The sequence below is a fragment of the Pseudomonadota bacterium genome, assembly GCA_039193195.1.
Classification (GTDB): domain Bacteria; phylum Pseudomonadota; class Gammaproteobacteria; order Steroidobacterales; family JBCBZW01; genus JBCBZW01.
The window spans coordinates 1-14,472 of the sequence record JBCCWS010000046.1 but is presented as its reverse complement, the minus strand read 5'-3'; the positions used below and the strand labels follow the sequence as shown (position 1 = coordinate 14,472).

The following is a 14,472-nucleotide window of genomic DNA, read 5'->3' as shown; positions in this document are numbered from 1 at the left end:
TTGGCAATAGGGCAGGGAAGATGATGAAGGCAGAAGTTGAGCAGCTATACGCATTGTCCTTGGCGAGTAAGGGACTTGATGTGACCCCGAAGCGCGTCATCTCCAAAGCGAAGAAGCGCCCCCACTACGCTCAGTCCGATGCGCAAAAGAGACTCTGGCTAATCGACAACCTAGATCCGGGCAACGCCGCCTACAACATGCCGTGCGCGTTTCGGATAACCACGGCCCTGGACATCGATCTCCTAGAGTCCAGTTTCAACGCGGTGGTCGAACGGCATGAGATCCTTCGCACGGTGTTTGATGAGATAGATGAGGAGCCCGTGCAGATCGTTCGGGAGTCTCTGCCGATTTCCGTGCGTCGCGTTGAGATCACGACGGAGGAGAGCGCAGAAAGAGAGTCTAGCTTGCAACAGGTGATCAACAGGGAAGCGCAGCAGCCCTTCGATCTACGTGAGGGTCCGCTGCTGCGGGTGACAGCCGTGCAGCTTGGCGAGGAAGAGCATGTGGTGCTGATCGTCTTGCACCACATCGTGGGGGATGCCAACTCCTTTGAAGTCTTGCTGAGCGAGGTGTCCGCCTTCTACGACGCCCTTACCAAGGGCGAGACCGTTTCCTTGGAACCGATGGCGCTGCAGTACGTCGACTACTCGGAATGGATGAAGGGCTCGTTAGCGGGAGACAAGAAGGATGAGCAGGTGGGCTTCTGGAAGGGCTACCTTGAAGGCGCACCGAATACGCTGAACCTGCCCGTTGATTACCCGCGTCATCTTGAAAGGACGCAAGCGGGTGCGAGTAAGCACGTTGCTCTCCCAGCGGAGCTTTCGGAGCGCATTCATACGGTGGCGCGGCAGACAGGCAGTACGGTTTTTATGCTGTGCCTGGCAGCGTTCAAAGCGCTGATGTTCCGGTACACGAACAGCGAGGACGTGGTGGTTGGGACCCCCGTGTCCAATCGCAACCGCGAAGAGTTGAAGCCCCTTATCGGCTTTTTCGTGAACACGCTTGCCCTGCGATCGGATCTGTCTGGAGATCCCTCGTTCGGTGAGCTGGTCGAACGGGTTCGCGAGTCCACACTCGCAGCATTCGCGCACCAGGAACTGCCCTTTGATTACCTGGTCGAGCAGATCGATGTAAAGCGGCACTCCACGGCCGTACCCCTGATCAACACGATGTTCTCCTATAGCCAACAGGGCGAGGGGATGATGCCCGACGAGATGGAGCCGGTCGGCGTTGAAGTGAGCACCTCGAAGTTCGATCTGAGTATGGAGGTGGGCGCTAAGGGGCCTTGTTTGAGTCTCACCGTTGAGTACGCCACCGATCTCTTCGAGGGGGCGACTATCGAGTTCTTTATTCAGCACTACATCCGCCTACTGAGTCATGGCCTTCGCCAGCTCGATACGCCGTTGTCGCAGCTCGAAGTTCAGGGAGAGGTCGAGCATAAGAAGATCGTAGACGAGTGGAGTCGCGGACCGGAGGTCGCGTTGCCCGAGGCCAGCATCCGGGACCAGCTCAGGGCACAACTGCAGCGCCGCGGTAGCGCAGTGGCCGCCGTGGATGCAGACGGGGAAATGAGCTACGACCAGCTGCACGCTCGGGTTCGTCGTATCAGCCACCAGCTGTTGAGTGCCGGCGTGGGCAAGGGCGATGTGGTTGCCGTGTGCATGGACCGATCGAACGAGCTCATCGCCAGTATGGCCGCCGTCCTGGACTGCGGAGCGGCGTTCCTGATGCTCGACATTCGCTATCCACAGGACCGCTTGGGCTACATGGTCCAGGACGCCGGAGCCAGCATTGTGTTGGGTCGCCAAAAGGACCGCGAAAGCGTGCCACCGGCAGTGCGCGAGCGCTGTCTTTACGTAGATGAAGCGTCTGGCGCGTCTGGCGAAATGATGCATCCCACGGGCACGCTGGCCGGAAGTGATCTCGCCTATGTGGTCTACACGTCTGGCTCAAGCGGCAAACCCAAGGGGGTGGAAATCACGCACGACGGCCTGGCGAACCTGATTAGTTGGCACCGCAACGCCTTTAAGGTCACGCCGAGCGATAGGGCCTCGCAGATCCTGGGCGTGTCCTTCGACGCGTTCGTGCTCGATACGTTGCCATATCTGTGCTCGGGGGCGAGTATCCATTTCGTGGACCAGGACACCCGCGTCGACCCATCGGCGTTGGTGCGCTGGTTGGATGAGCAGAAGATCTCCATTGGTGTAATCCCCACGCCGCTAATGGAGTCTATGTTCGATGAAGCCTGGCCCAAGTGCGCGGCCTTGCGCGTGCTCCTGACGGGCGGTGATACGCTCCATCGCAAGCCTCCGAAAGCCCTGCCTTGCAAGCTATACAACCTATATGGCCCAGCAGAGAGCACCGTGGTCAGCACGTGCAAGGAAGTGTCGCCCTTCATCTCTATCGGCATCAAGCCGACGATAGGACGGCCGATTCAAAATCACCGGGCATTCGTTCTGGATTCGCACCAGAAGCTTGTCTCTGCGGGCGTCGTTGGAGAGCTCTATGTGGGCGGGCCGGGAATCGCGCGAGGCTATCGCAACAATCCCGCGCAAACCGCTCACGCCTTCGTGGATGTTGCGATACCGGGAGAAGCGCAGCCGCTGCGCCTGTACAGGACCGGTGATCAGGCGAAATTGCTTACGAACGGAGACATCGACTTCATCGGTCGCGTAGATAGGCAAGTCAACATACGCGGATTCCGGATCGAATTGGCGGAGGTCGAGGCCAACCTATTCGAATTTATGGGTGTTGGACGCGCTGCCGTCGTGCCGTGCGAGCCACTGGGCGGTGACAAAAGTAATGCTCAGCTGATTGCATTCATCGAGCCGACGGAAGGTCAGCGGATCTCCGTACCAGAGGTCAGGGATTTCTTGCGGGATCGTTTGCCGGCCTTTGCGCTGCCGACGACCTATCACATTGTGTCCAAGCTCCCGGTGACGGCAAACGGCAAGATCGACTACGACGCCCTAGAGGCGCCGGATGTGTCTCGAACCGAATCGCAGTCGATGCCGCTCTCCCCCACCGAGGAGATCATCTCGGGTATTTGGTGCTCGATGCTAAAGATGGAGCGTATCGGCATCGAGGACAATTTCTTCTCCTTGGGCGGGCATTCCCTGTTGGTGGCTCGGACCACGACACGAATAAACAAAGTGTTGAAGGTCGATATGCCGCTCAAGGCGATATTTGACGAACCCACGGTTGCGGCACTTGCCCGAAGCATTGACGCGAACAAGTGGGGAGGAAAAGGCACGAAGGTCCCACCGCTGAAGACGCGTAGCGAGCGGGAAGACGGCCCTCATCGAGCTGACACGTCATTCCCTCAGCAGCGCCTGCTGTTTCTTGAACTGCTCGATCCGCAAACGTCAACGTACAACGTGCCCATTGCCCACAAGATCGAGGGCGAGCTCAATCTTCGGGCGCTGCAGTTCGCGTTCGATCAGCTGATCGCTCGTCACGAGATCCTACGCACGGTTTTCGGACTTGATGAGAATTTCCTGTACTACCAGGAAATCTCCCCGCCAAGTACCGTACATATCGTGCAGACAAGCCTGCGCGCAGTACCGGAGGATCAGAAGGACGAACACGTCCAACTTTTGCTCGATGAGCACGCCAATCAGCCTTTCGATCTCCTCAAAGGACCTCTGTTCAGGGTTAACCTGGTAGAGACCAGCGAGCACACGCATGTGCTGCTAATGAACATGCATCACATCATCACCGATGGATTGTCCATCGAGATTTTGTACAGGGAGCTGTCCGAGTTCTACGGTGCCTTCTGCGAGGGTAGGGCGGCCTCGCTAAAGCCGCTGGCGTACCAATACGCTGACTTTGCGCAGTGGCAGACCCGGTGGCTGCGCTTTGGCGCACTTATCGCACTCAGAAAGTACTGGGAAACTGCGCTCACCGATGCCCCCGCGGAGATCAGCTTGCCGCTCGATCGAGCGCGGCGACCGAACCAGAGCCTGAAAGGTGACGTTGTCAATTTCTCCATTGACAAGAACCTGCGCAAGCGGCTGAGGGCCATCGCGAACGAAAACCACGTCACCCTGTTCATGCTCCTGCTTGGGGCGTTCAACGTGTTCCTCTCCAAGTACAGCGGTCAGACAGATGTGGTGGTGGGGACGCCAACCGCCAATCGAAAACTCGAAGACTTGGAGAATCTGATTGGGTTCTTCGTCAACATGCTGCCGATGCGAACGGATCTGTCCGGCAATCCAACCTTCAGGGCGCTGCTGGAACGGGTTCGGGAGATGGCGCTTGGTGCTTACGAGCACCAGGACCTGCCCTTTGAGCAAATCGTCGAGCAGGTGAGTGAGGAAACCCGATGGCATCGATCACCGATATTCCAGGTAGCCTTCGTGTTGCAACAAGCGCAGGAAGAGGGCGTCAAACTTGCCGGTATGGAATTGGAGCCGGTTGGTGTTGAAAACAAGACGTCGAAGATGGACTTGACGCTTGCGATGCAAGAAGTGGGCGACTGTATCGAGGCCACCTTCGAGTACAACGTTGACTTGTTCGATCGAACGACAGTCGTTCGGATGACAGCGCACTTTGAAAGTGTGCTGCGTCAGCTCGTGGCGAATATCGATTGCGAGCTGTCAGATGTGCAGCTCGTATCGGCTCAGGAGCGCGAGGTCATCGAGCGAGACTGGAGCCAGGGCGCGCTGGTTGAGGGGGATCTCACGGATGCCTGCACGGCGTTCGAGCAACACGCGGTGTCCAATCCGAATGCGCCGGCGCTGAATGACGGCACGGCCACCCTGAGCTATGGGGAGCTGGATCAAGAGGCTAACCGACTGGCCAACTACCTTGTGTCTCGTGGAGTACAGAGCGATGACGTTATCGCCGTAGCGCTTCCGCGCTCGGTGTCGATGATTAGCAGTGAACTCGCCATCTGGAAGGCGGGAGCGGCCTTTATCAATCTCGACTTGGAGCACCCGACTTCCCGTTTGGCTCACATCTTGAAGACCGCAGCGGTGAAGAAGGTGATCACGATTAGCGATGTGCTTGATCACTTGCCGAAGGAAATACAGGGTGCGTGTGAGCTTGTGCTGCTGGACTCGCTCGGTGAGGCACTTACATCGGCGCCTACGGTGAAGCCCGACGTGTCGAGGCTCGCGGGGAGCGTGGCCTACGTCAACTCCACCTCAGGGTCGACGGGGGTTCCCAAGTGCGTGGAGGTGACGCACGGCAATGTTGCCAACTTGAATCACGCGATGCAGTCCGTGTTGGAAATCAGCGCCCAAGACAAGGCCTCGCAGCTCGCTGGGCCATCCTTCGATGCGATGGTGTTCGAGGTTTGGCCGTATTTGACCGCCGGGGCCAGCGTGCAGGTGATTGCCGCTAACGTTGCGAAGTTGCCCGAGCACTTGATTGACACTCTGGCCAAGCAACAAGTCACCGTGGCATTTATTCCAACGGCAATGCTGGAGGTATGTCTGTCCTTGCCGTGGCCGAAGGAGATCGCGCTCACCAGGGTAAAGACCGGCGGGGCGGCGCTGAAGAAGTATCCGCCACCGGGGCTTCCCTTCAGCGTGTACAACATGTACGGCCCAACGGAAAACACGGTCGCGTCGACCTACGCCAAGGTGCCCGAGCTTGGTCACTTAGACGGGCGTGCGGCGCTTCCGTCAATTGGCAAGCCGCTTCCTGGCGTGCAGGCGTATCTGCTCGATGACGGCCTGAACCCAGTTCCAGAGGGAGTGGTTGGCGAGATCTACTTGGGAGGTGCGAGTCTGGCGAGGGGCTACAGGAACGCTTCGGAACAGACCGCACAGGCATTCGTTGCCAGTCCATTCGATCGTGAGCAGCGTCTCTACAAGACCGGTGATCGGGCCCGCTATCGCGATGGAGAGCTGGATTTCCAAGGCAGGCTCGACGATCAGGTGAATCTCCGCGGCTATCGCATTGAGCTTGGAGAGATCGCGGCGGCGATACTCGAGTCGCCCCACGTGGAAGAGGCGTTCGTTACCGTAAGCGACGCGAACGGCACACAGGCGCTGGTTGCGTACGTCACGGGTAAGCCCAAGCAGGCGGTCTGCGAGGACCATGTGCTGATCGCCCTCAAATCGCGCTTGCCCGCCTACATGCTGCCCACCGCGGTGATGGTGCTTGATACCTTGCCTAAAAACTCCAATGGCAAGGTGGAAGCATCGAACTTGCCAGCGCCCGACACGGCGCCGCGAGCCCACGTACCCCAGGTGCCCATCGTCGAGGAGATGGATCGGCAGCTCGCCAAGATCTGGTCTGAGGTGCTCAACTATCAGCCCACGAGCCTGGCGGAGGACTTCTTTGAGCATGGGGGCCACTCGATGCTGGCGCTCACGCTCAAGGCGGAAATTCGCAAGGCCTTTGGCGTGGAAATCAAACTGACAGAGCTGTTCGAGGACGCTACGCTTCAGCATTTGTCCAAGCTGGTGCGGGAATCGGATCAGGTATTCGACACGCAAGCAGAGTACTTCCGTCTTCCCGAAACGCCGTCACGGGAGAAGTCAGCATCATTCCTCCATAAGTTCCGCCAGTTTGTGCAGGCGGCACCGAATAGGATCCTGGTAAAGGCGCCAAGGTGGCGACCAAAGCCCAACCGCTCGGATCTGCTGGTTCCGCTTCAAGCTGAGGGGCACGGACCCACTGTCTATTGCGTTCACGCCATATCGGGTGTCGTGACGCCCTACCGGGAGTTCGCCAACGCCCTCGGACCGTCGCACCCTGTCTACGGACTGCAGCTTTCCGAGAGAGAGTCTCAGCCGAACCCATCGGTCGAAGACCTGGCAGAGCAGTATGCCGAGGCGATACGAGGGCGAGATGCCCGCGGCCCGATCGCCCTCGTGGGTTGGTCCTTCGGCGGTGTCCTCGCATTCGAGATGGCCAGTCACCTAAGAGCGCTAAGCGTTGAGGTTGCCAACCTCACCCTGATAGACAGCTTTCCCTGCAGCGCGGACATGAAGGGTGACCGCCCCGATGGTCAGCAGCTACTGGTCGAGTTCTTGAGCGACCTTGCCCTCTCTAGCGGCGAGGTGGATCTGGTCGCGTCTGACCTCCAGACCTTGAATGAGCTTCCCGAGGGTGCGGATCTGGCACAAGGAGTGCAGAAGCTCATCGCTCATCGTCTGCTTCCGGATGGCTTCCCACTGGAAGAGGCAGCGCAAAAGTGGGGGGTTTACCAGCGAGGCTTTGAAGCGTGGTCAACCTATACGCCGCAGCCGTACCACGGAGAGGTGAACCTAATCGCCGCCGCGCAAGAGTTCTCTGACCAGCGTCCTACGCCGCTTAAGGCCTGGGGGAAGTACGCGGCCGGGGGGTTGTCTATCGATGTGGTGCCTGCAACCCACTACTCCGTTATGCGAGGCGAGCATGCGGTCTTCTTGGCGGACACGGTGAGGACGGCCCTGCTGCCTCAGCAAGAGATCGAGGTTCAATCGTGAACGAGCATGTGAGATGCGAGCGCGACATTTTCTCCTACTTGATATCAGGGGGTGAGCACTAATGGCCACACTATTAAGAGCAGAATCGGTCGAAGAATTGCCGGACAACTTTCGTCGCGGCGAAATTAGATCCGTCGTTGGAAAAGACCTGTTCGATAACCGTGTTTTTGATTGGTCCCTGGAATACCTTGCTGAGAATCACGGGGATGTGCCCGTAAGCACACATTCGAAGTTCAACGGCAAGGAGTTTGCGTACGATAGCCTGCCAATGGCTGAGTTTCAGTCCCGAATTGAAAGCGTGGTAGGAAACGAGAAGTACCTTGCCTCGGAAGACAAGGGCCCGTTGTATGGCGTCCTCAATTCCAAGCGCGTTCACAACAGCAAGCTCGTTGCTGGGCCCTTGGAAAAGCTCCACCGCCATCAATTGAATTTTTTGTGGCTGGGCATGTCGCCAGGCGGACTGCACTGTGACTACTTTGACAATGTGCTCATGCAGCTCCACGGAAAAAAGAGAATAATCATCTTCAAGCCCGAGGTGTCGGACGAAATTTCACAGGAGACCTACGTGAAGTTGCCTTCGAGTCAAGACATCTTGTCGCCAGATAACATCAGGGCCTGTCCCTGGATCGATCCGGCGAACTACTACGATGTTACATTGAATCCTGGGGAGGCGGTTTCCATTCCTAACAGGGCGTATCACTCCGCGAGTGCGATAACGGCTGACTCTGTCTCGTTAAACGTATTCTTCACGCCAAAAATTGGGGGTGGATGCGTAAGTCCATACGGGAGGAAAGAAGACGGTAACCCTTGGTGGCTTACTAACGCCGTCATGTCGCTATCGGGAATCTACTTTCGCTTAACGAATCGGTCTTTGTTGAAGACCGGGCACTACGAGACCTTTTAGAGGTTTAGCAGGTCGTTTGGCTACGTAGTGTTCCGATGTTGCTCGCTGGGTAGCAGGGCGGGTGAAGTGACTGGGGCAACTGCCGGGCACTCCAAGTGTATTGCGTGCAGCTTGTGGCCAATCCTATCGTGTTGAAAACGCGAGCTCCAATTGGGAATTAGTCGGTGCCTTAACGATGGATATCAAGCGAGAGAAGAAGCAGCGTTCACAAAAGCCCCTCGTGGTGGCGGCGGCTGCGTTGGGACTTTGCGTGCTCGTCGGGTTCTACTTGGGACTCTTGGAACGCGGGGACTACGTGGTCCAATCAGATAATTTGACGTTCGGAAAGGTCAGAAAAGGACCGATCGACGTTCGCATCCGCGGTAGCGGCGTTTTGCGGCCCGCGGAGGTGAATTGGCTGGCGGCTAACGTGCAGGGACGTGTCAGCAAGCTGTACGTTAAGCCTGGTCGAATCGTTGCCGAGGGCGAGATCATCGCGCAGTTGGAGAACGTTGAACTCTCCTATCGCCTTGACGAGATGCGCTGGGAACTCGAGGCCCTTGCAGCAGAGTTGCGTGCGAGTCGGGCAGAGGACGAGACGGAACTGCTCGAGCTGGAATCGGTCGTGCTCGAGGCCAAGCTCGACTACGAGAAGAGTCGCGTTGAGTACGAAAGCCGGGTAACGCTGCGCAAGATTACGGAAGGGCTGGTTGCGGAGGTCGAGTATCAGCAGGCCCGTCTGGATACGATTCAAACCAAGCAACGATGGGAATTCGAGGAGAAGCGCCTGGCTAAGATGCGGGACAACATGCAGGTAAAGCAGCAGGCGTTGGAGGCGCGGATCGAGAAGACCAAGAAGATTGCAGAGCGTATTCAGGACCAAGTCGATGACCTCACAATCCGGGCGACGATTGATAGCGTTGTGCAGAACGTAGAGATCGAGAATGGGCAACGGGTGAATATCGGCGACAACATCGCCGTGCTCGCTCGGCAAGACGATCTAATCGCAGAGCTCCAGGTCCCGGAGCTTCAGGTTCGAGAGGTGGTGATCGGGCAGCCGGTCGAGGTGGATACGCGGAACAGCAAAATGTACGGCACGGTGTCACGGATCGATCCTGCAGTGGTCAACGGCAATGTCCAAGTGGACGTTTTCCTGAACACGCCGCTGTCAAGTGACGCGCGGCCTGAGCTTGCTGTCGATGGGGTGATCACCGTGGCTAGCGTCGATCGTACCCTCTACGTCGATAAGCCAATCTACTCGCAGCGGAAATCAGACTCGTTTGCGTTCTTGTTGACTCCGGACCGTAACTTCGTTGAGAAAACGAAAGTGCAGTGGGGCGTTTCTTCGGTCAACACGATCGAGGTACTTGAGGGTTTGCGTGAAGGGGACGAAATCGTTGTGTCCGACTCCACGCGCTGGGAAATGCATTCGAAAGTCCGAGTACATTAGGGAGTTAGGCGTGAGCAAAGCATCGATCATTCGCCTCGAAAACGTAAAGAAGGTCTTTTACACCGACGAGCTTGAAACTCACGCGCTGAGCGACGTGTCGTTCTCCATTGAGGAGGGGGATTTCGTCTCGATCGCTGGGCCGTCGGGCAGCGGAAAGTCCACGTTGCTTTCGATCCTCGGTCTGCTCGATACGCTGAGCTCCGGGAAGTATCACCTAGCGGGGCACGACACAGAGACCCTGAAAAAGGCCGAGCGCGCCGCTATTCGAAACAAGGAAATTGGCTTCATTTTTCAGTCATTCAACTTAATTAGTGATCTCAGCGTCGAGGAGAACGTGGAACTGCCGCTGACGTATCGCACACAGCTAAAGCGCGCAGAACGGCGAGACATGGTGGCGAGCGCGTTGAAGAGGGTCGAGATGGACCATCGCAAAGGGCACTTCCCCTCGCAACTGTCTGGGGGGCAGCAGCAACGGGTGGCGATAGCCCGAGCCGTAGCCGGAAAACCTGCAGTGCTGCTCGCGGATGAACCGACCGGAAACCTGGACTCCGGCAACGCTGCGATCGTGATGGATCTGCTCACGCAATTGAACAAGGACGGCGCCACCATTTGCATGGTGACTCACGATCCTCGCTCCGAGCAGTTCGCCAATCGAATCATCAGGATCTTGGATGGCAAGTTAGAGCAGGATGTCGCACAGCGCGAGCCAAGGGAAGAATTGGTCAGCTTGGTTGAAGAGGTGTAGCGCATGCTTTCGCTTAGCGATTTCAAGTACGCGTTACGGTTGCTGTTAAAGCAACCGAAGTTCTCTCTGCTGATCGTGTCCGTGGTGACAGCGGGCATCGCCATGAGCGTGTTCCTGTTCTCGTTTCTGAACGCACTCGCCTACAAGGCCTTACCGTTTGAAGACGGCGATGAGATCGTCGTCTTCGATCGGACGATCAACGGTGTATGGAACCAGGGTGGCGACCTGGACATCCTCGATGCCATGGAAATCCGAAACGCTCTGGAGGGGTTTCGCGAGTTTACGCTCTACGATGAGACCATCGGCAACGTATCCGGTCGAGACGGCGCTCAGCAGTTCACGATGATTCGGGCGGAGCCGCAGATATTCGAATTCACGCGCGTGGAACCGGTGCTTGGTCGGCGCTTTACGCAGGCGGAAGACCAACGCGGGGCAGAGGCGGTTGCTGTGATCAGCCACGATCTTTGGCAATCTCGCTTTGGCGGCAGCGAACGCGTGATCGATGAGGTAATTACGCTAAACAGCCGTCAGACACGCATTGTGGGTGTTATGCCCGAGGGCTACTACTTCCCAAGCGCCGCGGATATATGGGTGCCGATGCAGGCGGACACTCGCGTTGCGCGAGGGCAGGGGAACAGCGCCAATCTGCTCGCGCGACTGGTGCCCGGCACCGATGCTGGGCAGGCAACGCGACAGCTCAATGTCATCATGGAGCGACTGGCTGACAGGTACCCGAACACCAACGAGGGCGTTGGTGCGTACTTCACTTCGCTTCCCATGTCGATCCTCGGACAAGACGCGGGTCCGTTTCTCAAGGCCTTGCAGGTGGCCGGCGTATTCCTGTTGGTGTTGGCGGCCGTCAATGCCGGGAACCTCCTCTTTGCGCGCGCACTTGAACGCTCGAAGGAGATAGCCATCCGTATCGCCATTGGTGCACCGCAGAGACGGTTGGTGATGCAGTTCATGTGGGAGAGCATCACCATCACGGCGGTAGCGGGCGTGCTCGCGCTGGCGATCGTAGCCTTGGGATTGGAAGGGGCTGAGCGCGCCACTGCGAGCTTCGTCGAGGGTAAGCCAGCGTTCTGGTGGCAGATGGGCGTGGACGCCTACACGGTGAGCATACTCACTAGCTTTGTGGTCGGAACGATTCTTGTGACCGGCCTGTTGCCGGCCCTCAAATCCACCACGACCAACGTGGGCGACGCCTTGAAGGACGGGACCCGTGGGGCCCTAGGTAAGCGGGAGGGGGTGCTCGCTAAGCTCTTTGTGGTGAGTCAGATTCTGCTGTCTTCGGCGCTGTTGATCGCGTCCGGAATCATGGTGGTGGGAACCTGGAAGGCGACGCAGGCGAACTACGGTGCAGAGACCGATCAGTTCTATACGGCAAGGATTCGACTGCCCGACAACACTTACCTCGACGGTGAAAAGCGGATCAATTTTGTGAATCGGCTGCAACAGGAGCTGGAGTACGCGGAGGGTATCGGCAAGGTGGCTGTCATGTCGGAGTTGCCCGGTGTCTACACGTGGCGTACCTCCATGGCAATCGAGGGCCGTGTCTACGACCAGAGCAATAGCTACCCGCGGATCAACTATGTCTCCGTGACGCCCGAGTCCCTGAGCAACATCGGCGTTGACTTGCGTTCGGGGCGCTATTTCAACAGCTCCGATAAGCAGGTCGACGGCCGCACAGCCATCGTCACAACCTCCTTTGTAGAGCAGTACTTGCCGGACGAGGATCCTATCGGCTCCAGGTTGCGCATCGTGGATGTGGACGGTGATCAGGTCAATTGGGTGACGATCGTTGGCGTGGTGGAGCACACGATTCAAGGCGAGCCGTTTTCGTCAATCGCACGCTCCGCCACGGTGTTTCGACCCTACTCGCAACAAACGCGTGAGGGTCTCTTCGTAGCGCTCGAGAACGTTTCGTCAAAGGCGACCGTGGTGAAGAGTATGCGCGCCGTCGTGAACCGGCTGGATCCGGAGATCGCGCCGTTTTCCATTCGCTCTTACCGAGAGCTGATCCAGCAGAATACGGCCAAGGTGGGTTTCGTGAGTGAGGTTTTCCTCATTCTCGGAGGTGTAGCTGGGTTGCTTGCAGCGTGTGGGATTTTTGGCGTTCTGTCGAATGCGATCATTCGCAAGACGCAGCAGATCGGCGTCAAGCAAGCGCTGGGAGCAACGGACGCCGCTGTCTACAAGGAAAGCTTGGCTTCTGGGATCTTTCAGATGTTGTGGGGGCTCGTGCCGGGCGTGGCGGTAGGGGCGTTTATCGGCTTTAGCCTTGGGGGCTTGCTCAACACGGGCCTCTCGGCGCTGGTCAGCATCTCTGCCCTGGTGGTGACTTCGGTTCTCGTTGCCGTGGTGCTTTCCGTGTGGGTACCGGTGCGTAAGATCTTGCAGCGGGTTCCCGCAGACTTGCTCCGCTACGAGTAGTCGCGATGGATTGCTAAAGCACTCGGGCCACGTAGGGAACCTTGAGCAGTAGCCAGGAAAAGAGGACACAGAGGCACACGCTAAGTGTAGCGTTGCCCAACATGGTTACCGGGTACCCAAGATCAGAGGTCGACAGGAGCCGACTCACCGCTACGACAACGGGTGGATGGATGATGTAGATGCTGTACACAAGAGGCGACAGGAAAGCCATGACGGTGTTCGGTTGGTTGAGCCTAACCACAAGCAGATAAAGCAGGCTAAGGATGATGCCCGTTGCGGTAAACGGCTCCCAGAGGGCGTACATCAGCGCATACGGGTTCATCCCGCCAAGGAAGGCCTCTCGATCCGGGCCAAGCGCGAGCAACACCGGGAGTGCAAGCACCAACGCAATGGATATGGGCAGCCAGCACGTGAGGGATTTTGCGCTTACACGACTAAGCAGCCTCTTGGAGTGTGCGTGGACACCAAGGGCAAACAGTACGACGTACATCGGGAAGTAGCCGAGCTGGAACCAAAAGTAGGTTTCACCCACAGGCGTAATCTGTCGCAAGAGGAATGTGAGCAGTCCGACAAGCAGGAGAATGGCGGCCAGAGCCGGCGCACTGGGTGTCTTGCTTATGCCAACGATTAGCTTCGGCCGCCAGGCGTGCAGGGCGCATAGGGGCAGCGAGAACAGCAGAAGGGCCATTACGAACCACATAGGGCCGGGTTCGAACACCAATGCCCGCATCAGTTTAGCCTGATCCGCAAAGATGGTCTCGTAGCCTTCTGTGCTCGCCAGGGCAATCGTAAAGGGGGAAATAAACAGAAAGTAGACAGCCAAGGGAATGCCCAGCCGGATTAGGCGATCTCGAAGAAATCGCTTAGGGCCCTTGCCTTCGATCGACGCCTGAGAGAAGTAGCCAGAGATCAGAAAGAAGAAACCCATGAAGAAGGACTGGTTGACGGTATTAAACGCAATGAGATGCAGCTTGGCCTCATCCGCTTGAATCCAGTACCAGTCTCCGGCGCCACCGTAGACGATCGCGATATGGTGAAGTATCACCAAGACGGTCAGCAGTATCCGCACATGATCAATTCCAGGATCTCGTTGCATGGCGCAGGGTGCTCAGGGGTGGGTGGTTTCCGGCGGTGTCGCTAAGGACAGACCGCTTCAGCGTTATGCGGCAAGGGTGTCGGTCGGCGTGTGGGGGCAAAACTGAGGAATATACGGTCCCTGGGGGCGCGCTTCCAACGCCGGGGCAGGCGGACGAGAATGGGCTCTGGTGGAACCTCTTCGACCGCATCCGAAGCCACCGGGAGCTGCGCGCCAGCTGGTGCTCAGTACGTGGATCTCTTTCCTCACGAAGCGCAGCTGGGGATAGTGAGTCCCGCCTCACCGCGATGCGCAGCGCGCCGTAAGCGATCGAGCATCGACGTGGTTCCCATCTCAGCAGATCGCTGAACGGCTTATCAGGGGCTAGCGGGGCTGGGCCGGGAGTAGCGCCTCGATCTGCTCCACGGTGGTCGCCGCCGGCAGCTCGGTAAGGATGCGCTT

Annotated in this window: 6 protein-coding genes; 5 read left to right on the top strand and 1 reads right to left on the bottom strand. The window is 57.9% G+C overall.

The genetic code is table 11. From position 1 onward, the window contains the following. Window positions 1–20 precede the first annotated feature (20 nt). The 5 genes from AAGA68_22880 to AAGA68_22860 all read left to right on the top strand — a co-directional run bounded on the left by AAGA68_22880 (window position 21) and on the right by AAGA68_22860 (window position 12,935). Window positions 21–7,424, top strand: coding sequence for an amino acid adenylation domain-containing protein (locus AAGA68_22880; protein MEM9387917.1), 7,404 nt, complete (start codon window positions 21–23; stop codon window positions 7,422–7,424). Window positions 7,425–7,485: 61 nt separating this feature from the next. Next, window positions 7,486–8,328: a cupin-like domain-containing protein gene (locus AAGA68_22875; GenBank protein MEM9387916.1), complete on the top strand. Its 843-nt coding sequence runs from the start codon at window positions 7,486–7,488 to the stop codon at window positions 8,326–8,328. Window positions 8,329–8,428: 100 nt separating this feature from the next. Further along, entirely contained in the window at window positions 8,429–9,757 is a 1,329-nt protein-coding gene (locus AAGA68_22870; protein MEM9387915.1) for an HlyD family efflux transporter periplasmic adaptor subunit, read from the top strand. A 10-nt stretch (window positions 9,758–9,767) separates the two neighbouring features. Continuing rightward, the gene (locus tag AAGA68_22865; GenBank protein MEM9387914.1) at window positions 9,768–10,502 is read left to right on the top strand and encodes an ABC transporter ATP-binding protein; all 735 of its coding nucleotides are present in this window, start codon (window positions 9,768–9,770) and stop codon (window positions 10,500–10,502) included. A 3-nt stretch (window positions 10,503–10,505) separates the two neighbouring features. Further along, on the top strand, window positions 10,506–12,935 hold the full coding sequence (locus AAGA68_22860; protein MEM9387913.1) for an ABC transporter permease: 2,430 nt from the start codon (window positions 10,506–10,508) through the stop codon (window positions 12,933–12,935). Window positions 12,936–12,948: 13 nt separating this feature from the next. On the opposite strand, the gene AAGA68_22855 is transcribed toward AAGA68_22860, so the two are convergent. Then, complete coding sequence (locus AAGA68_22855) at window positions 12,949–14,031, bottom strand: acyltransferase (protein MEM9387912.1); 1,083 nt, start codon at window positions 14,029–14,031, stop codon at window positions 12,949–12,951. Window positions 14,032–14,472 lie beyond the last annotated feature (441 nt).